This window comes from Desulfuromonas versatilis (genome assembly GCF_019704135.1).
GTDB classification, from domain to species: domain Bacteria; phylum Desulfobacterota; class Desulfuromonadia; order Desulfuromonadales; family NIT-T3; genus Desulfuromonas_A; species Desulfuromonas_A versatilis.
In genome coordinates this window covers 1,057,382-1,077,559 of the sequence record NZ_AP024355.1, presented here as the reverse complement: position 1 = coordinate 1,077,559, position 20,178 = coordinate 1,057,382, and the positions used below count along the sequence as shown (strand labels likewise).

The 20,178-nt window shown below is 65.2% G+C and carries 13 protein-coding genes and 1 pseudogene; 10 read left to right on the top strand and 4 right to left on the bottom strand.

Going from position 1 to position 20,178, the window contains the following annotated elements:
- The first annotated feature begins 32 nt into the window (after window positions 1-32).
- Window positions 33-2,141, top strand: a complete 2,109-nt coding sequence (gene ovoA / locus DESUT3_RS04720; RefSeq protein WP_221251303.1) for a 5-histidylcysteine sulfoxide synthase — start codon at window positions 33-35, stop codon at window positions 2,139-2,141.
- Window positions 2,141-3,321: pseudogene (locus DESUT3_RS04715) on the top strand (aminotransferase class V-fold PLP-dependent enzyme). The gene ovoA and the pseudogene DESUT3_RS04715 overlap by 1 nt, the downstream one beginning before the upstream one ends.
- A 233-nt stretch (window positions 3,322-3,554) precedes the next feature.
- Here the strand turns inward: DESUT3_RS04715 and DESUT3_RS04705 are convergent.
- Window positions 3,555-5,645, bottom strand: a complete 2,091-nt coding sequence (locus DESUT3_RS04705) for a sensor domain-containing protein (RefSeq protein WP_221251300.1) — start codon at window positions 5,643-5,645, stop codon at window positions 3,555-3,557.
- A gap of 271 nt (window positions 5,646-5,916) precedes the next feature.
- Here DESUT3_RS04705 and DESUT3_RS04700 point away from each other — a divergent pair, with 271 nt between their 5' ends.
- On the top strand, window positions 5,917-6,255 hold the full coding sequence (locus DESUT3_RS04700; RefSeq protein ID WP_221251299.1) for a 4a-hydroxytetrahydrobiopterin dehydratase: 339 nt from the start codon (window positions 5,917-5,919) through the stop codon (window positions 6,253-6,255).
- Between the two features lie 66 nt (window positions 6,256-6,321).
- Here DESUT3_RS04700 and DESUT3_RS04695 read toward each other — a convergent pair whose 3' ends face one another.
- A complete protein-coding gene (locus tag DESUT3_RS04695; protein ID WP_221251298.1) occupies window positions 6,322-7,260 on the bottom strand; it encodes a nucleoside recognition domain-containing protein in 939 nt (312 codons plus the stop codon).
- Window positions 7,261-7,469: 209 nt separating this feature from the next.
- Between DESUT3_RS04695 and DESUT3_RS04690 the strand changes: the two genes are divergently transcribed.
- From DESUT3_RS04690 to DESUT3_RS04670, 5 genes are all read left to right on the top strand, one after another.
- Window positions 7,470-8,483 (top strand): extracellular solute-binding protein, encoded by a 1,014-nt coding sequence (locus DESUT3_RS04690; protein WP_225911627.1) that lies wholly within the window; start codon window positions 7,470-7,472, stop codon window positions 8,481-8,483.
- 150 nt (window positions 8,484-8,633) lie between these two features.
- The gene (locus DESUT3_RS04685) at window positions 8,634-10,316 is read left to right on the top strand and encodes an ABC transporter permease (RefSeq protein WP_221251297.1); all 1,683 of its coding nucleotides are present in this window, start codon (window positions 8,634-8,636) and stop codon (window positions 10,314-10,316) included.
- Window positions 10,317-10,433: 117 nt separating this feature from the next.
- Complete coding sequence (locus tag DESUT3_RS04680) at window positions 10,434-11,486, top strand: ABC transporter ATP-binding protein (RefSeq protein ID WP_221251296.1); 1,053 nt, start codon at window positions 10,434-10,436, stop codon at window positions 11,484-11,486.
- A gap of 315 nt (window positions 11,487-11,801) precedes the next feature.
- On the top strand, window positions 11,802-14,312 hold the full coding sequence (locus DESUT3_RS04675) for a putative bifunctional diguanylate cyclase/phosphodiesterase (RefSeq protein ID WP_221251295.1): 2,511 nt from the start codon (window positions 11,802-11,804) through the stop codon (window positions 14,310-14,312).
- Window positions 14,309-15,202: a phosphate/phosphite/phosphonate ABC transporter substrate-binding protein gene (locus tag DESUT3_RS04670; protein ID WP_221251294.1), complete on the top strand. Its 894-nt coding sequence runs from the start codon at window positions 14,309-14,311 to the stop codon at window positions 15,200-15,202. Before DESUT3_RS04675 ends, DESUT3_RS04670 begins: the two co-directional genes overlap by 4 nt.
- A gap of 91 nt (window positions 15,203-15,293) precedes the next feature.
- Here the strand turns inward: DESUT3_RS04670 and DESUT3_RS04665 are convergent, their stop codons facing one another.
- Window positions 15,294-16,187, bottom strand: a complete 894-nt coding sequence (locus DESUT3_RS04665; RefSeq protein WP_221251293.1) for an ATP-binding protein — start codon at window positions 16,185-16,187, stop codon at window positions 15,294-15,296.
- 180 nt (window positions 16,188-16,367) lie between these two features.
- Here DESUT3_RS04665 and DESUT3_RS04660 point away from each other — a divergent pair, with 180 nt between their 5' ends.
- Together DESUT3_RS04660 and DESUT3_RS04655 are read left to right on the top strand one after the other, a co-directional pair.
- Entirely contained in the window at window positions 16,368-17,894 is a 1,527-nt protein-coding gene (locus DESUT3_RS04660) for a DUF2868 domain-containing protein (RefSeq protein WP_221251292.1), read from the top strand.
- On the top strand, window positions 17,894-19,291 hold the full coding sequence (locus tag DESUT3_RS04655) for a GTPase/DUF3482 domain-containing protein (protein ID WP_221251291.1): 1,398 nt from the start codon (window positions 17,894-17,896) through the stop codon (window positions 19,289-19,291). Before DESUT3_RS04660 ends, DESUT3_RS04655 begins: the two co-directional genes overlap by 1 nt.
- Before the next feature lie 207 nt (window positions 19,292-19,498).
- On the opposite strand, the gene DESUT3_RS04650 is transcribed toward DESUT3_RS04655, so the two are convergent.
- The gene (locus tag DESUT3_RS04650) at window positions 19,499-20,098 is read right to left on the bottom strand and encodes a DNA-3-methyladenine glycosylase I (RefSeq protein ID WP_221251290.1); all 600 of its coding nucleotides are present in this window, start codon (window positions 20,096-20,098) and stop codon (window positions 19,499-19,501) included.
- Window positions 20,099-20,178: the final 80 nt, after the last annotated feature.

Genomic DNA, 20,178 nt, shown 5'->3' with positions numbered 1-20,178 from the left:
GCACCGAACCGCCAACCACCCGGGAGGGCAGCATGGACCTGCGCAACACCCGCACCACCATCCTCAACAGCGGCACGCCGGAGCAAAAGCGCGCCGAAATCCGCGACTACTTTCATGCCTCCTACAGCCTCGACGAGCAGCTCTACGACACCCTGGCCAGCGACGAGGCTTTCTACCTGCGGCCCGAGCCCCTGCGCCATCCGCTGATCTTCTACCTCGGCCATACCGCCGCCTTCTACATCAACAAGCTGATCATCGCCAAGCTCATCAACGAGCGGATCAACCCGCGCTACGAGGCGATGTTCGCCGTGGGCGTCGACGAGATGTCCTGGGACGATCTTAACGAGGCGAACTACGACTGGCCAACGGTGGCCGAGGTCAAGGCCTACCGGCAGCAGGTGCGGGAGCTGGTCGACGGGCTGATCGAGAGCCTGCCGCTGAGCCTGCCCATCGACTGGGACAACCCCTGGTGGGCGATCCTGATGGGGATCGAGCACTCGCGCATCCACCTGGAAACCTCCTCGGTGATCATCCGCCGCCTGCCCCTCGAGCAGGTCCGCCAACTTCCGCTCTGGGAGATCTGCACGGAAACCGGCGAAGCCCCGCGCAACATCCTGCTGCCGGTGGCCGGCGGCAAGGTCCGCCTCGGCAAAGCGAAGGATCACCGGCTCTACGGCTGGGACAACGAATTCGGCCGCCACAGCTTCGAGGTGGAGGATTTTCAGGCCGGCAAGTACCTGGTCTCCAATCGCGAGTATCTGGAGTTCGTCGAGGCCGGCGGCCACCGCACCCCCGCCTTCTGGACCGAGGAGGGCCAGCGCTGGCTGGGCTACAGCCGGGCGCAGCACCCGCTGTTCTGGATCAGGGACGGCGCGGGCGAGCGCCTGCGCACCATGGCCCGGGAGATCCCCATGCCCTGGGACTGGCCGGTGGAGGTCAACTACCTGGAGGCCAAGGCCTTCTGCAACTGGAAAGCAAAGAACACCGGCCTGCCGATCCGCCTGCCGACCGAGGACGAGTGGTACTGCCTGCGCGACCGGCAGCAGATTCCCGATCAGCCCGACTGGGACAAGGCGCCGGGCAACATCAACCTCGAACACTGGGCCTCCTCCTGCCCGGTGACCCGCTTCGCCTTCGGCGAGTTCTACGACCTGGTCGGCAACGTCTGGCAGTGGACCGAGACGCCGATCACCGGCTTCGACGGCTTCGAGGTTCACCCCTACTACGACGACTTCTCCACCCCGACCTTCGACACCCAGCACAACCTGATCAAGGGCGGCTCGTGGATCTCCACCGGCAACGAGGCGACCCGCGATTGCCGCTACGCCTTTCGCCGCCACTTCTTCCAGCACGCCGGGCTGCGCTACGTGGCCGCCGAGCAGGAGCTGCCCAGCCCCGAAGCCATGTACGAGACCGACGCGGCCGTCGCCCAGTACTGCGACGCCCATTTCGGCCCGGGAAAATTCGCCGTGGAGAACTTCCCGGCGCGGCTGGCGCAGATCTGCCTCGAGGCCATGGACGGGCGGCCGAAGCGGCGCGCCTTGGATCTGGGCTGCGCCGTGGGCCGAGCCAGCTTCGAGTTGGCCAGGCAGTTCGAGTTCGTCTCGGGGATCGACTTCTCCGCCCGCTTCATCCGCATCGCCTACCAGCTGCAGGAGAAGGGGATCATCCACTACCAGCTCCCCGAGGAGGGGGAAATCGTCTCCTTCCACGAGCAGCGCCTGAGCGACTTCGGCCTCGAGGGGCTCGGCACGCGGATCGAGTTCTTCCAGGGCGACGCCCACAACCTCAAGCCCCAGTTCACCGGCTACGACCTGGTGCTCGCCGGCAACCTGCTCGACCGGCTCTACGACCCGGCGCGCTTCCTCGGCAGCATTCACCAGCGGCTCAATCCCGGCGGGCTGCTGGTGCTCGCCTCCCCCTACACCTGGCTGGAGGAGTTCACCAAGAAGGAGAAATGGGTCGGCGGCATCCGCCGCGCCGGGGAACCCTTCACCACCCAGGAGGGGCTGCAGGAGCTGCTCGCCCCCCATTTCCGCCAGCTCGGCGAGCCGCGCGATGTCGAGTTCGTCATCCGCGAGACCGCGCGCAAGTTCCAGCACAGCATTTCCCAAGTGACGATCTGGGAGCGCAGCGGCTGATGGTGGCCCCCTTCGACCTGGCCCGGGCCCGCCTTGAGACCCGCGGCTGCAACGAGCTGATCCATTTCAACAACGCCGGCGCCGCGCTGCCGCCGGCGCCGGTGGCCGACGCCCTCTACGGCTACCTGCGCGAGGAGGAGCTGCAGGGGGGCTACGAGGTGATGGATCGGCGCAGCGCCGAGCTGGAGCACTTCTACACCGCCGGCGCCCGGCTGCTGAACTGCACGCCCGGCGAGATCGCCTTCGCCGACAGCGCCACCCGCGCTTGGAACGCCGCCTTTTACGCCCTGGACCTGCGGCCCGGCGAGCGGATTCTCGCCGGCAGCGCCGAGTACGGCAGCAACCTGGTCGCCCTGCTGCACCGGGCCAAATGTCGGGGGGTGGAGATCGTCTGGGTGCCGGACGACGAACACGGCCAGATCGACGTGGCCGCACTGGAAAAGCTCATCGACCCGCGGGTCAAGCTGATCTGCCTGACCCAGGTCCCTTCGGGGAACGGGCTGGTCAACCCGGCGGCAGCGGTCGGCCGCATCGCCCGGGGTGCGGGCATCCCCCTGCTCCTCGACGCCTGCCAGGCCCTCGGCCAGCTGCCCGTGGATGTGCAGCAGATCGGCTGCGACCTGCTCTGCGGCACCGGGCGCAAATTCCTGCGCGGCCCGCGCGGCAGCGGCCTGCTCTACGTGCGCCGAGCCCTGCTCGAGCGGCTCGAACCGGCGGAGCTCAACCATCACGCCGCAGATCTTCTCAGCACCGAGACTACCGGCTGCGCCCCGACGCCCGGCGCTTCGAATGCTGGGAGCGCAGCTGCGCCGGCCAGCTCGCCCTGGGGGTGGCCATCGACTATGCCCTGGGGTGGGGCCTCGAGGTCATCGCCGAGCGCATCGGGGGTCTGGCGGCTGAACTGCGCCGGCAGCTCGCCGCCCTCGACGGCCTGACCGTCGCCGACCGGGGCCTGCGTCAGTGCGGCATCGTCACCTTTCACGCCGCCCAGGCTCCCGCCGAGCGGCTGCAGCGCCAGCTCGCCGCCCGGCGCATCAACCTCTCGTGCGTCCCCTCCTCCGCCAACCCGGTCAGTTCCCGGCGCCATCCCCATCCGCCGCTGCTGCGGGCTTCGCTGCACTACTACAACACCCTCGAGGAGATCGAGCGGTTCACCGCCGAGCTGCGCTCGCTGTTGTGAGGCGAGCCTTCCGCAGGGGGGGAACCCAATTCCCGAGCGAGGCCGGCAAGCTGCGCGCCTGAACCATCCTGCCTAACCTCAAGGGGGACAGCGGGGCACCGGGCTCGACCAACGGGCAAATCAACAACTGCGACAACCGGCGCAAACCCCAAATCCCCAAGACGCGCATGGCCCACCCGGTAGTCCGGGTGGGCCATGCGCGTCTTGTCGGTGCCCCTTGGGCTAAGCGCCCCTCAACCGCGGGCCAGATAGGCCTCGGCCTCCTTGGCCGGCAGCGGCCTGCTGAACAGATAACCCTGGATTTCGTAGCAGCCCATGGTCTTGAGCAGCTCGGCCTGCTCCCTGGTTTCCACCCCCTCGGCGATGACCCTCAGGTTCAGGCTCTGCGCCAGGGCGATGACCGCGCGGGTAATGGCGGCGGCGTTGGCGTCGCGCACCAGGTCGCGGATGAACGACTGGTCGATTTTCAGTTTCTTGATGGGGAACTGGCGCAGGTAACTCAGGGAGGAATAGCCGGTGCCAAAATCGTCCAAGGCCAGGGAAATCCCCTGCTCCTTGAGTTGCTGCATCACCGCGATGGCCGTTTTGACGTCCTTCATCAGCATGCTCTCGGTGATCTCCAGCTCCAGGTAACGCGCCTCCAGGCCGGTCTCCTCGAGAATGCGGGCCACCAGGGCGGAAAAGTTCGGGCGGAAGAATTGCCGCGCCGAAATGTTCACCGAAACCGGAACCGGGGTCAGGCCCCGCTCCTGGAGCGATCTGTTCCAGGCGCAGGCGGTCCTCAATCCCCACAGCCCGAGGGGCTCGATCAGCCCCGTCTCTTCCGCCAGAGGGATGAAGGCGCCCGGGGAGATCATCCCCTTGTGGGGATGCATCCAGCGCACCAGGGCCTCGCTGCCGATGCAGCGCCCCGAGACCAGGTTCACCTGGGGTTGATAGTACAACTGCAGCTGGTCGCTGCGGATGGCCTCACGCAGCTGTGCCTCCAGTTCCAGCCGCTCCCGGGTCTGGGTGGTCATGCCGGAGGTGTAGAACTGGTAGGCGTTGCCCCCTTCCTCCTGCGCCCGCTGCATCGCAGCTTCGGCCCGGCGCAGCAGCCCGTCCCCGTCCCCGGCGTCTTCCGGGAACAGGCTGATGCCGATGCTGGCCGTCACGAACACCGGCACTCCGTCCAGGTCCGCCTCCCGGGCCAACTCATCCAGCAGCCGCTGGGCGACTTCGACCACCTGGTTGATATCGCCGAACTGCTCCAGGACCACGACGAACTCGTCCTCCCCGTAGCGGGCCAGGGTGTCGGCCTTGCGCACGTGCAGCTCCAGCCGCCGGGCGACTTCGGCCAGCAGCAGGTTGCCCGAACGCCCCCCGAGGGACTGGATGATCGCCTTGAACCGGTCCAGATCCAGCAGCAACACCGCCACTTTGCCGGAGGAGCGCTGAGCCCGGGCCAGGGTCTGCTGCAGCCGGTCGAGCAGCAAGGCCTGATTGGGCAGCCGGGTGAGGGGGTCGTAATGGGTGAGATACTCCAGGCGCTTTTCGCTCTCCTCGATTTTTGCCGCGGCCTTCAGCCGCTCGGTAATGTTTCGCGAGGTTTCAACAATCCCCCTCAGCTCCCCCTGCTCATTCCAAAGGGGTGTGGCAGTGATCTCGTAGACATGCACCTCCCCCGAATCGAGCTCCAGGCGCTGCAGGCTCACCAGCGGCTGGCCGGTCTTCTGAATGACCGCCAGGTTGCAGGCGCCGTCAAGGGCGCTGCAGGGCAGCTGACAGGCCCGCGAGGCATGGTCGCAGCGCTGGGTTTGCGGGGCCGGCGCGTTCTCCGGCAGCATTTTTTTGGCCGCCCGGTTGAGGGTGAGGATGTGCTGGTTCAAGTCGACGACCTTGACCGGGTCGCCCAGGCTGTCGACGACCGACTGAAAAAAGCTTCGCTCGGCGGCCACCGATTCCTGGGCCGTCTGGTGCTCCGTGATGTCCTGCAGCAGAACCAGTCCGTGCTCGGCCTCCCCGAGCTCGCCGGGAATCCAGGCGGCCGAGACCTGGCCCCACACGGTCTGGCCGTCCTTGCGGAGAAATCGCTTCCGATAGTGGAAGGCGCGGTGTTTTTGGAGCCCCTCCGCAGAATAGAAGGCGAGGCTCTTTTCCAGGTCTTCGGGATGGGTCACTTCCCTTACCGAAAGCCCTGCCATCTCCTCCTTGGCGTAGCCAAGAAATTGACAGGCGAAGGGGTTTGCCTCGAGGAATTCGCCCCGGGCATTGACGATGAGGGCGCTGATGGCGGGCAGATTGAAAACAAATTGGAAACGCTCTTGATACTCTTGTGAAACCATCGGTAAGACACCTGCAGATTGTTGGGAAAAGTGACAGAATGGAGCGGAAAATGCGGGTCGAACAGCCCAAGCCTTCGCCGCACAGTTCCGTCCTGAAATTGGGCGACCCTTGTTCCAGGCAAGGAATTGCGGGCAAAACCAAAGCAAATTCCGTGCCTGACGGACAGGCCTTCGGGGGGGGCCGAGCCAGGTGGCTGCTTCGCGGTATAATGATGAAACAGGAACGGCAGTTTTTCCGTCCAGCGGGAACCTGGAGCGTGGGAGCGTTACCATGGGAAATGAAAAGAATGAGCTGGCAAACCGGCGCTGCACCCCCTGCGAGGGGGGCACCCCACCGCTGAGCGCAAAGCAAGCCGAGCGCCTACTGCAGGGGCTGGAGGGGTGGGAAAGTCAGGAGGGGATGATTTATCGCACCTTCCGCTTCAAAAACTACTGCCAGACCATGGCTTTCGTCAACGCGGTAGCCTGGATCGCCCACCGGGAAAACCATCATCCCGACCTGCAGGTGGGTTACAACACCTGCCGGGTCAGCTACACCACCCACGCCATCGGCGGTCTTTCGGAGAACGATTTCATCTGCGCCGCCAAGGTCCAGCAGCTGCAGGACTGAACCGCCTTCCGGCGAAACCTGGGGCGGGGATTTCACCGAACGGCAGTAAGCGAACCATCCTCCCCCTCAGAAGATCAGCAGGTGCAGCACCCCGCGGATAAGCACTCCGCCGAGGGCGCCGGCGACCGCGGGCCGCACCACCGAAGCGCAGCGCGAGCCGGCGGAACCGAGCACGGCGACCCCGACGATGTCGAAGGGATGGATGATGAAGCCGGCGATGCGATTGAGTTCCGCGACGCTCAGCGACCCCTGCTTGAGCAGGTCGAGGGCCACCCCCATCATCGCGGTCCCTCCCGCGAGAAACTTGGTGGCGACCGGCAGCACGGCGATCCCCGGCAGGCCGACCAGGTTGAACAGGGGGCCAAGGGCCCATTCGAGCAACGAGATGGCGCCGGTCGCCTTGAGCACGCCGACCAGAAAAATGGCCAGCACCAGGATCGGCAGGGCGCCGAGCACGATCTGCACCGCCTCCTGGCCGCCGGTGATCATGATGTTCAGCGCGGTGGTCCGGTGCGGCTTCGGCCTGCCCTCTTCACAGCGCGGCGGCGGGGCCTGTTCGCCCCCGAAACCGCGGGCGAACACGTAGTAGGTCAGCGCCGCGGCGGCAAGGCCGCCGACTATGGAGGTGGCGATGATCGCTCCGAGATTCAGCCCCACCGCCACCATGGGAAAAACCACGTTGGCCTGGGCCATGGTGAACACCATGGCCAGGGTGGCGGCGATCCCCCGCCGGGAAGTGCCGTCGCCCTCCATGATGGAGAGAGTGGCGACGGGGGCGGCGAAGCTCACCAGCATCAGCTGGACCATGGCGAAAGCGCCGTTGCCGGGCAGGCCGAAGATGCGCAGCCCCGGGCTCAGGAACCGGGCGATAAGGGCCAGGCCCCCCTTGGCCTCCAGCAACTTCATGAAAGCCATCATGACGATCATCACCGGCAACAGGATGTAAAGGGCCAGATCGACCGCGGAGCGTCCGGCGGCCAGGATGAGATTCACGAGTTCCTGCACGGCTTGCCCCCTGGGCACGGGTTGTCTTGCAGCGACATCAAACCATCGGGTCAGCGAGATTAACAGATCGCCCGGGCCCTGGCAATAACCCCGCTGCCAGGGGGATCCGGGGCCGGCTTCCGGCAGGGGTGGAAAATTCTGCTTGACAGTTGCCGGACTCTTCTCTATTTTTGAAAGCGGTTTTCAAAATCACATTCATTGGAGGAACGATGAAAAAGTTCAATTTCAAGAGGATACTGTTCGCAGGGATGCTGGCCATGCTGGCAGCCGGGCCGGTTCTGGCAGAGGAACTGGTGGTCTACTCGGCCCGCAACGAGCAGCTGATCAAGCCGCTGTTCGACGCCTACACCGCCGAGACCGGCGTGGAGTTCAAGTACATCACCGACAAGGAAGGCCCGCTGATGGAGCGGCTCAAGGCCGAGGGGAAGAACACTCCCGCCGACCTGCTGATCACCGTCGACGCCGGCAACCTCTGGCACGCGGCCAACGAAGGGCTGCTGCAGCCGGTGAACTCGGCAGTGCTGGCGAAAAACGTCCCCCCCTTCCTGCGCGACGCCGACAACCAGTGGTTCGGCCTCTCGCTGCGCGCCCGCACCATCGTCTACAGCACCGAGCGGGTCAAGCCCGAAGAGCTCAGCACCTACGAGGCCCTGGGCGAGCCCCAGTGGAAAGGACGGCTGCTGCTGCGCACCTCGAAAAAGGTTTACAACCAGTCGCTGGTGGCGATGATGATCGCCGAGCACGGCGAGCAGAAGACCGAGCAGATCGTCCGCTCCTGGGTCGCCAACCTGGCTGCCCCGCCGACCTCCAACGATACCCAGCTGATGGAGGCGATCCTCGCCGGCCAGGGTGACGTGGGCATCGTCAACACCTACTATTTCGGCCGCCTGCAGAAAGAGAACCCCGACATCAAGCTGGCCCTGTTCTGGCCCAACCAGAAGCAGGAGAAAAGCGGCGTGCACGTCAACGTCTCCGGCGCCGGCGTGACCAAGCACGCCAAGCACAAGGAAGCCGCCGTCAAGTTCCTCGAGTGGCTCTCCTCGGAAAAGGCCCAGAACATCTTCGCCGACGCCAACATGGAATACCCCGTCAACCCCGCGGTCCAGGCCCACGCCGACGTGGCTGCCTGGGGCGAGTTCCAGAAAAGCCCCTTCAACCTGACCCAGGCCGGGGCACTGCAGGGCGACGCCATCAAGCTGATGGACCGCTCGGAATATCGTTAAATAAAATCAGAGCCCCGCTGCGAGCAGCGGGGCTGCTTGAATGCAGAATCCAGAATTCAGAAGCCAGGAGGTAGTCAAGGGCAACCCCTCCGCTTTTAGAGCTCTATTCTGGATCCTGAATTCTGACTCCTGGATTCCCGAGGACCTCCCATGTCCGATCCTCTGATCGATCGAAACACTGCACCCGAAAGGGCACCGCAAGCCGGTGCCTTTTCGGCGTTTTTGCGCCGCGACTTCTACAGCGGCTGGCGCCTGGTCATCCTGCTGGTGGCGGTGCTGGTCATCGCCCCCATGTCGGTGGTCTTCTTCTCCTGGCTCGACCCCGCCACCGAGATCTGGAAGCACCTGGCCGAAACCCTGCTCGCCGAGCTGCTGGTCAACACCTTCTGGCTGGTCATCGGCGTGACCACCGGGACGGTGCTGCTCGGGGTGAGCCTGGCCTGGCTGACGGCGGTGTGCGATTTTCCCGGCCGCAAGGTTTTCTCCTGGGCCCTGCTGCTGCCCCTGGCGGTGCCGACCTACGTGCTGGCCTTCGTCAGCCTCGGCCTGTTCGATTTCGCCGGCCCGGTACAGACCCGGCTGCGCGCCTGGTTCGGCAGCTCGGCCTGGTTTCCCGATATGCGTTCGACCGCCGGGGTGGTGGCGGTGATGACCCTGGCCCTCTACCCCTATGTCTACCTGCTGACCCGCAACGCCTTTCTGACCCAGGGCAAGCGGATGCTCGAGGCGGCCGAGTCCCTCGGCTGCTCGCCGTGGCGGGCGTTTTTCAAGGTGGTCCTGCCCATGGCCCGGCCCTGGATCGCCGGCGGCGCCCTGCTGGTGATCATGGAGGCGCTGGCCGACTTCGGCGCCGTCTCCATCTTCAACTACGACACCTTCACCACCGCCATCTACAAGGCCTGGTTCGGCTTCTTCTCCCTGCCCGCCGCGGCCCAGCTCTCATCCCTGCTGGTGTTGATCGTCTTCGCCATCATCGCCTTCGAGCAGTGGCTGCGCTCGCGGATGCGCTTCACCGCGGCCCGCCTCAGCCCCACCGGCGAGCGGGTCCAGCTCGGCCGGACCGCCCGCTGGCTGGCCTGCGCCTACGCGCTGGCGGTTCTCTCGGTCGCCTTCATCGTTCCGCTGCTGCAGCTGCTGGTCTGGACCCTCAAGGTCTTTCACCGCGAGTTCGACAGCCGCTACCTGCAGTTGCTGACCCATTCACTGACCCTCGGCCTGAGCGCGGCGCTGCTGGTCAGCATCACCGCGCTGGTGCTGGCCTACGCCAACCGCCGCCACGGCGACCGCCTCACCCGCGGCCTGGTGCGCACCGCCAACCTCGGCTACGCCCTGCCGGGCACGGTGCTGGCGGTCGGCATCTTCATCCCCGTGGCCGCTCTCGACAACACCTTGATCTCCCTGGCGCACAAGCTGTTCGGCCTGGAGATCGGCATGCTGCTCCAGGGGACGATTTTCATCATGCTGCTCGCCTACCTGGTGCGTTTCATGGCCGCGGGTTTCAAGCCCATCGACGGCGCCATGCACCGGGTCACCCCGAGCATCGACGAAGCGGCCCGCCTGCTCGGCCTGCGCGGGTTGAAACTGTTGGCGCGCATCCACCTGCCGATGCTGCGCGGCGGCGTGCTGACCGCCGCCACCCTGGTGTTCGTCGACGTCATGAAGGAGATGCCCATCACCCTGATGACCCGCCCCTTCGGCTGGGACACCTTTGCGGTGAAGATCTTCGAGCTGACCTCCGAGGGCGAATGGGAGCGGGCCGCCCTGCCGGCGCTGACCCTGCTGCTGAGCGGGCTGGTGCCGATCATCCTGCTGATGCGGCATACGGAGAAGTAAAAATCAACAAGGGCGTGATGAGTAATGAGTGATAAGTGATGAGATTTTTAGGTTTTTACCTTTTACTTATTACTCATCACTTATTACGCCTTCAATGAATTTCCAAAGGACCCGACCATGACCGACAACATCCTCGAACTCGACGGCATCTCCCAGGCCTACGGCCAGCACCTGGTGGTGAAGAATCTCTCCCTGCGCCTGGTCAAGGGGCAGATCGGCTGCCTGCTCGGCGAAAGCGGCTGCGGCAAGACCACGGTGCTGCGCACCATCGCCGGTTTCGAGCCGCTGCTGGCCGGGCAGATCCGCCTGGCCGGGCAGGAGGTCAGCCGCCCCGGCTGGTCGCTTCCCCCCGCCAAGCGAGCCATCGGCATGGTGTTCCAGGATTATGCGCTGTTCCCCCACCTGACCATCTTCGATAACGTCGCCTTCGGTCTCAAGGGCCTGGACCGGGCGGCCAAGGTCATCCGGGTCAACGAGATGCTCGAGCTGGTCGGCCTCGGCGGCTCCCAGGCCAAGTACCCCCATGAGATCTCCGGCGGCCAGCAGCAGCGCGTGGCCCTGGCCCGGGCCCTGGCCCCGCGGCCGAACCTGCTGCTGATGGACGAGCCCTTCTCCAACCTCGACGTGACCCTGCGCGAGCGGCTCTCCATGGAGGTGCGCGACATCCTCAAGGCCTACGGCGCCACCGCCCTGTTCGTCACCCACAACCAGCAGGAGGCCTTCGCCGTCGCCGACCAGATCGGCGTCATGCGCGACGGCACCCTGCTGCAGTGGAGCAACGGCCACCAGCTCTACCATCACCCCGCCGACCCCGGCGTGGCCCGCTTCGTCGGCGAGGGGGTGCTGCTGCCCGGGGTGGTGCGCAGCGAGCGGCAGGTGGAGACCGGCCTCGGCATGCTCAACGGCAGTTTCAGCGCCCCCTGCAGCGGCGGCTGCGCGGTGGACGTGCTGGTGCGCCCCGAGGACGTGGTCCACGACGACGCCAGCCCGGTCAAGGCCGAGGTGGTGCGTCGCTATTTCCGGGGCGCCAACGTGCTTTACAGCCTGCGCCTGGCCAGCGGCGACCTGGTCCAGGCCCTGGTCCCCAGCCACTGCGACCACGCCCCCGGCGAAAAGATCGGCATCCGCCAGGATGTGCGGCATATCGTGCTGTTTCCCAAAGGCGGCTGACCCCCTCCCCTGCTGCCCCTGCCCCAACGGCAGCAGAAATCCCTCCTGTCGCAGCGGCCGGTGTGCCGGGGAGCAATTGCCTGTAAAAAATGTTCCGGGGCCGTCACATGGCAGTTTTTTTATTCGAATTTTTTCAGTATGGTATTAGACTGCTGAAAATCACCGTTGCGGGGGCAGTGTCCATCTTCCCGCTTGGTTCCCCTGAGCGGAGCCAGGCTCCTGCATTTCACGACCCGGCATTCAGCAGATTCGGAAGTCAGCGACCGCCAAGCCGGCCAAACCTCCACCGCCGCATTCCGCAACAGGGCCCCCACCATGAAACGCAAGATCAACTTTTCGCTGATCGTCCTGTTCTCCCTCTTCGCCTTCGGCGCCGGTGTCGCGACCCTGAACATCAAAACCACCACCCAGGTATTCAACAATCTCCTCAAACTGCACCAGATCGAAGGGCTGCGCCACGGGCTGATGGAACGGATCCTCAAGGTCCAATCCGATCTCTACACCGTCCACACCTCCCTGGGGCACAACCTGGACTCCATCATCGTAAATGTTTCCCATCTGGAAACGGCGGCTGAGGAATGCCTCTCCTGCCATCATCGCCCTGCGGTCGCCGCGGAGCTCGAGGAGCTCCAGAGGCTGGTCGAAGAGTTCAAAGGCGCCCTGAGCTTCTACATCACCGCCTCGGCCAACCGGGAGCGGATCGACCTGCTGAAAAAGGAAGCGGCGCTGCTCGGCAACCGACTGCTCTACAATACCGAGCAAATGTCCTTCGAGGCCGGGGCCAACATCGAGCGGCTGACCACCACCGCCCTGATCGAGGTGGAGAGAGCCCGCTGGATACTATTCGCCACCCTCCTGCTGTCGGGGCTGGTCGGGGTGCTGGTCGCCCGCCACCTGAGCCGCTCCATCACCCGGCCGACAGCGGAACTGGTCCACGCGACGCGATGCATTGCCGCCGGGGAGCTGGGCTACGCCATCGAGACGCAATTCGACGACGAATTCGGGGAGCTGGCCAGCAACCTCAACAGCATGAGCGCCTCGCTGAAGAGCGGCTACACCAAGCTGCAGCAGGAGATCGCCGAACGCAGGCTGACCGAAGCAGCCCTGCTCGAGAGCCAGGAGCGTTACGCCCTGGCCGCCCAAGGGGCCAACGACGGCCTGTGGGACTGGGACCTGCGGGCCAACCGCATTCACTATTCTCCCCGCTGGAAAGCGATGCTCGGCCTGCAGGATGAGCAGGGGGCCGCCCCTGCGGTCTGGCTGGAGCGGGTCCACCCGGATGACCGCCGCCATCTGGAGGCGAAGATCAATGCCCATATCGACGGACAGACGACCCATTTCGAAAGCGAATTCCGCATCCTGCACCAGGACGGCAGCTATCGCTGGATGCTGACCCGGGGCCTCGCCGTGCGCGAGGTCACCGGCCGGGCCTACCGCATGGCCGGCTCCCAGACGGAAATCACCGAACGCAAAAAGGCCGAGGAACAGCTGCTGCACGACGCTTTCCACGACGCCCTGACCGATCTGCCCAACCGCGCCCTATTCAAAAACCGCCTGCAGCAGGTGTTCGGGGCGGCGCAGCGCAACGGGGATTTCGCCTTCGCCGTGCTGTTTCTCGATCTGGATCGGTTCAAGCTGATCAACGACAGCCTCGGCCACCTGGCCGGCGACCAGCTGCTGATCGCAGTCGGCAAGCGGATGCTGGGAGTTGTGCGCCCCAACGATACTGTCGCCCGGCTCGGCGGGGACGAATTCGCCATCCTGCTGCAGGACATCAGGGGGCTCGATGACGCCATCCATATCGCCGAAAGGATTCAGAAAGAGCTGCCCAAACCCTTCACCATCGGCGGGCACGAGGTGTTCAGCACCGCCAGCATCGGGATTTCGCTACACTCGGCAGGGCACGAACGGCCGGAGCAGATGCTGCGGGACGCCGACCTGGCCATGTACCATGCCAAGGCCAACGGCAAGGCCCGCTACGAAATCTACGACGCCAGGATGCATGCCGACACGGTCACCCACATGCGCGTGGAGAACGACCTGCGCCGAGCCATCGAGCGCAAGGAATTCCAGCTCTACTACCAGCCGATCCTGTCCCTGGCCAGCAACCGGATCACCGGTTTCGAGGCGCTCATCCGCTGGCAGCACCCGGAGCGCGGGCTGATGGCCCCGGCCGAATTCATCTCCATCGCCGAGGAGACCGGGCTGATCACCCCGATGGGCCAATGGGCCCTGCGCGAGGCATGCAGCAAGCTCAGCCAATGGCAGCGCCACGGCCTCGGAAGCGTGCCGCTGACGGTCAACCTGAACCTCTCGGGAAAAGAGTTCACCCCTGCCCTTCTGCAACAGATCAAGGAGTTGCTGCAGGAAATGGACATCGCCCCCGGCACCCTGCGGTTGGAGATCACCGAAAGCACCATCATGGGAGAGCCCGAATCCTCGGCCTTCCTGCTCCACCAACTCAAAGCCATGGGGATCGGCCTGCAGATCGATGATTTCGGCACCGGCTATTCCTCCCTGAGCTACCTTCACCAGTTCCCCATCGATGCCCTGAAGATCGACCGCTCGTTTGTCAGCATGATGAGTATCGACCGGGAGAACCTCGAAATCATCAAAACGATCGTCAACCTGGCGCACAACCTGGGCATGGATGTCATCGCCGAGGGAGTGGAAAAACCCGAGGAGTTGCGGATCCTGAAACAGCTGGGGTGCGAATACGCCCAGGGGTTTCTGATTTCCAGGCCCATCGAGGCCGATTCAGTGGCCACCTTAATCGGCCGGGAAGCCGACCCGGATAACCATCTGCATGCAGGGAGCCTTAGATGAGACGTATTTCCACGCCGATCCTCCTGATTTTAGCGTGCCTGCTGCTTCCGCTGGACGCGGCGGCGCAGTCCCCGACGAAGTCTATCGTCATTGGACTCATCCCGGAGATGAATGTTTTCAAGCAGATGGAGCGCTTCAAGCCCCTGGCCGACTACCTGGGCGAAAAGACTGGAGTCAAGGTGGAGTTCTCCATCCTCAGCCGCTATGGCAACATCATCACCCGGTTTTCCGAGGAGAACCTGGATGGCGCCTTCTTCGGCTCCTTCACCGGCGCCATGGCGATCCGCAAACTGGGAGTGACCCCCCTGGCCAGGCCGGTGAACCTCAACGGCGAATCGACCTACCGCGGGTACATCTACGTGAGAAAGGACAGCGGCATCCGCAGCGTTGCGGACATGCGGGGGAAAAAGTTCGCCTTCGTGGAAAAGGCCACCACGGCAGGGTATGTCTTCCCCCTGGCCTACCTGAAGAAGCATGGGGCGGGCGACATCGAAACCTTCTTCGGCGAGAGTTTTTTCGCCGGCAGCCACGATGCCTCACTGTATGCGGTGCTGAGCGGCAGCGCGGATATCGGCGCCTCCAAGAACACCGTCTTCGACTGGGTGCGCAAAACGGACCCGCGGGTCGACAGCGAAATCCTCATCCTCGCCGAATCCACCGATGTCCCCTCCAACGGCCTCTGTGTCAGGCCTGATCTGGACCCATCCCTGAAATCCCGGCTGAAAGCGGCGTTGCTGACCCTGGACCAAACATCGCAGGGGCAGGCCGTTCTGGAAAAGTTCAAGGCACTCAAGTTCATCGAAACCACCGCCGCGGATTACCAACCGGTCATCGACCTCTCCGGAGAGGCCGGGATCGATCTGCAGAACTACCAGTACTACAACGAATAAACCGGTCCGGTTCAGACAGAAAAAGCCCCGCGGCCATCCGCGGGGCTTTTTTCCTGCTGGGTCATTGCAGAAGGAGCCGAGCAGCCCCCGCTCAGGCGACCTGCTTGCCCAGCAGGTAGCGCCCGACATAATTTTTCGAGAACTGGAAGGCGGTGCGGCCGCAGCGCTTGCTCTTGTCGTGGGACCATTTGATCGCCTCCTGCTCCAGCTCCCGGCTCCAGGGGATCTCCACCTTGCGCTGGCGCGATTCGCGCTCGATGCACAGGCGCACCGCGTCGACGTACCGGTCCTGGGTGAAGACGTGGAAAGGTACCCAGAGCCCGAAGCGGTCGGAGAGGGAGACCTTCTCCTCCATCGCCTCGCTCTGCTGCAGCTCGCCCTTGACGAACTTGCCGCCCAGGTGGTCCGACTCGTATTCGGGAAGCAGGTGGCGGCGGTTGGAGGTGACGTAGATGAGCACGTTCTCCGGCGCCGAGTAGACCGAGCCGTCCAGGGCGCTCTTGAGCATCTTGTAGCTCAGCTCGCCGACTTCGAAGGTCAGATCGTCGCACAGCAGGATGAACCGGTACGGCTCGTTCTCCACCGCGGAGAAAATCTCCGAGAGGTAGATCAGGTCCTCCTTCTCCACCTGGATCACCCGCAACCCCTTGTCGGCGTACTTGTTGAGCAGGGCCTTGACCAGCGACGACTTGCCGGTGCCGCGCGAGCCCCAGAGCAGGGCGTTGTTGGCCGGCAGGCCGGCCAGGAACTGACGGGTGTTGCTGGTCATGATGGCTTTCTGTTCCTCGACCCCGAGCAGCTCTTCGAGGGAGGTGGTGTCGGTCACCTTGACCGGCTCGAGATAGCCGGAAAAGGAGTGGCGGCGCCAGTTGGCGGCGTGGCAGCTGGCCCAGTCGACCGGCTTTACCGCCTTGGGCAGCAGCATTTCGACGGAGCTGAGCACGCGCTCGAGCCGGGCCACGACTTCGGGTTTCAGGTTCATCATGGAATTCTCTTTCGCTGTCGATTCTGGTTATGGGACAAGGGCATAGAAGGTTTAATACCGGCCGTTCTGTATACGACAGACGGCGGCTCCTGTCAAATCCAAAACCAGTTAGGATTTGACAGCCTCCAGGGGCTGTCGTATATACCAGGAAACACTGCGCCCCCCCCAAGCTCTGGACCTATGAAATCGACCGCGACCCTGACCCTGCTGGCCGACCTCAACGATCGACTGCAGCAGGACGAAACGCTGAGCGAGGGCGAACTGCGCCGCCGCGACCGTCGGATCGGCCGCGGCCAGGGCCCGCTGCGGGCGAAACCTCTCGCCCAGCTCGGCGACTGGCTGGATAAGCTACGCGCCCCCGGGGAAACCTCTCCCGGGCGCAGCGCCTCGGCGGCCCTGGGGATCGGCACCACCCTGCTGGTCCTCGCCGGCCTGGTCCTCGGCTGGCTGAGCGCGGCCGCGGTTTTCCATTACGACGGCACCCGACCGGTCAACATCATTCACGTGCTGGCCGTGTTCGTCGGCGCCCAGGCCCTGCTGCTGGCGCTGCTCGCCCTGAGCGTGCTGCCGGAAAAACTCCAGGGGCTGGTCCCCGGCCTCGCTGCGCTGCAGGAAGCCCTCCCCCGCCTCAGCCCCGGGCGTCTGCAACGTCTCATTGCCCGCTATCTCCCCTCCCGCTACCGGGAGGCCGCCGCCGCGCTGATCGGGCGCAGCACCGCCCACCAGAGCCTGTTCGGCCGCGTGCAGAAATGGATTTTCCTGCGCTCGGGGCAGGCCTTCGGCCTGGCCTTCAACCTGGGCGCCCTGGCCGGCTGCCTCTACCTGGTGGTGTTCACCGACCTGGCCTTCGGCTGGAGCACCACCCTGCAGGCCGAGGCGCACGACCTGCAGCGCCTCACCGACCTGCTCGCCTGGCCCTGGGCGCACCTGGCGCCCCAGGGGCGTCCCTCGCCGGAACTGATCGAGGCGACCCGGTTTTTCCGCCTGCAGCCTGGCACCCTGCCCGGCGCCGCGGCGGCAGACCCGGCCCGGCTCGGGGGCTGGTGGCCGTTTCTGATTTTCTGCCTGCTGATTTACGGGCTGCTGCCGCGCCTGGCGCTGCTGCTGCTCGCCCAGGCCCGGCTTGCTGCGGCCCTGCGGCATGCCGCCCTGCACCTGCCCGGGGTGCAGGCGGCCCTTGACCGCCTCAACAGCCAGCTGGTCGAGACCCAGGCCAGCGAACCCGAACCGGGGCCGGCGACCGTCCCCTCGGGCGTACTGCACAGCCGCCTGCTCGGCGACCTGCGGGGAAAAACCTTCGCGGTCATCGACTGGGCCGGCACCGGTCTGCACCGGGAGGCCCTGGCCGGCTGGCTGGCGCAGCGCATGGACGGCACCCTGGATACACTGCAGGAAGCCGGCGGCGCCCAGTCCCTGGACCACGACCGGGGGGTGCTGGAGTCGCTGGCCGCAGGCCAGGCGAACCCCGTGCTGATCCTGGTCAAGGGGTGGGAACCGCCCATGGCGGATTTCAAGGACTTTTTAGCGGAGCTGCGCCGCACGCTCGGCAGGGAGCTGGCCGTGGGGGTCGTCCCCCTGGGGATGGGCAGCGTCACGCAGATGCGCCCCTGCGAGTCCGAAATGGCCGAGGTCTGGGCTACGGTGATCGCCCGCCTGGGTGATCCGCGCACCTCCGTCACCCCGGTGCGCGGGGCAGGAGGCGGATAATGTCCGAGCCGAAATTCGCGGTGGTCGGCCACCCCAACAAGGGCAAATCGAGCATCGTTTCCACCCTGGCCCACGACGATTCGGTGGCCATCGGCCGCATTCCGGGGACCACCACCCGCTGCCGGACCTACCCCATGAAAGTCGACGGCGAGGTCCTCTACACCCTGGTGGACACCCCCGGTTTCCAGCGCGCTCGGGCGGCGCTCGCCTGGATGAAGCAGCACGAAACCACCGCCGACAAGCACCCCGCGGTGGTTCAGGCGTTTCTCGCCGCCCACCGCGACGGCGAACATTTTTTCGATGAGTGCGAACTGCTCACCCCGGTGATGGAAGGCGCCGGCATCCTCTACGTGGTGGACGGCTCGCTCCCCTACGGCCCCGAGTACGAGGCGGAGATGGAGATCCTGCGCTGGACCGGCCAGCCGCGTATGGCCCTGATCAACCCCATCGGCCCCGCCGATCATATCGACGCCTGGCAGGCGGCGCTGGGCCAGTATTTCAGCGTGGTCCGGGTGTTCAACGCGCTCAAGGCCGATTTCCACAAACGCACCGAGCTGCTGCGCGCCTTCGGCCAGCTGCAGGGGGCCTGGCGCGCTCCGCTGCAAAGAGCGGTGGAAAGCCTCGAGCAGGACCGCATCCAGCGCAGGCTGCACGCCGCCCGCCTGGTCGCCGACACCCTCTCCGGCATGCTGACCCTGAAGATCGAGAAAAAGCTCGCGCCCAACGCCCCCACCGAAACCGAGAAGCCCCCCCTGGAAGCCGCCTGGCGCAAACGCCTGCAGGAGATGGAGCGGCGCTGCCGCAAAGCCGTGGAGGAAATCTACGACCACCGGCGCCTGGAGCGGATCGAAGCAGGCCTGGAACTGCTCGAGGAGCACGGCCTGTTCTCCGCCGAGTCCCTGCGCCTGTTCGGCCTCTCGCGGCTGCAGCTGCTGGGGCTCGGTACGCTCAGCGGCGCTGCGGTCGGCGGACTGCTCGACGCGGCGGTGGGCGGCGCCTCGCTGTTGCTGGGCACCCTGATCGGCGGCGGGGTGGGTGCCGCCTCGACCCTGCTGGCCGCCGACCAGCTCATCGACGTGCGCATCCTCAACATGCCCCTGGGGCACAAGCTGCTGGTGGCCGGGCCGACCCGCAGCATCAACGTCCCGCACATCGTCTTCGGCCGCGCCCGGCTCCACCACAGCCTGGTTTCGCGCCGCACCCACGCCGAGCGCGGCACCCTGACCATCGACGAACACCTGGCGAACCGGGTGCGCCCTCTGCGCGAGGAGGAGCGCCGCCGCCTGGAGAAGATCTTCGCCCAGTTGCGCTCCGCCCAGGACAACGGCGAGGCCCGGGAGCGACTCTTCGAGGTGGTGGCCGATATCTTCGCCGAAGACGATCTGGTTGAGGAGTAGGTTTCTTTTGGGGAAACTTTTCACCACGAAGGACACGAAGATCACGAAGAAGAACCAAAAGAAATGGGTCTTAACTTCGTGTCCTTCGTGTCCTTCGTGTCCTTCGTGTCCTTCGTGTCCTTCGTGTCCTTCGTGGTAACTTCTCTCCTGCAGTCTGGCATAGGCTGATCAGAGGCCACAGCCATAGCTGCCCTCCTGATTCCGGCTTCACCCTCCAGCCGCCTCACCGTACCCATCAATGATTTCTCGGCGCCGGAAGCAGCCCAGGGTGTGGTCGTTGACCATGCCGACGGCCTGCATGTGGGCATAGACGATGGTCGAGCCGACGAATTTGAAGCCGCGCTGCTTGAGGTCGCGGCTCATCAGGTCGGACTGCCTCGATGTGGCGGCATAGTCGGCCAGGGTGCGCAGTTCGTTGACGATCGGCCGGCCGTCGACAAACCCCCAGAGATAGGCGTCGAAGCTGCCGAACTGCTCGCGGATGGCGAGATAGCCCCGGGCGTTGAGGACCGCCGCCTGGATCTTGGCGCGGTTGCGGATGATCCCCGGGTTCTGCAGCAGCGCCTCGATCTTCGCCTGGTCGTAGCGGGCGATCTTTTCCGCATCGAAGCCGTCGAAGGCTTCGCGGTAGTTCTGGCGCTTGCGCAGCACCGTGTACCAGCTCAACCCCGCCTGGGCGCCCTCGAGGAGCAAAAACTCGAACTGCAGGCGGTCGTCGTGGACCGGAACGCCCCACTCCTGGTCGTGGTAGGCGAGGTAATCGGGCTTGCTCGGGTCGACCCAGGGACATCGGCAGAGATCGGTCATGGCGATCCTCATCGGCTGGAAGGGTGTCGGCGGCTCGCCACCAGTCTAGCAGACCCCTGCGCCATTCGTCGTCAACATTC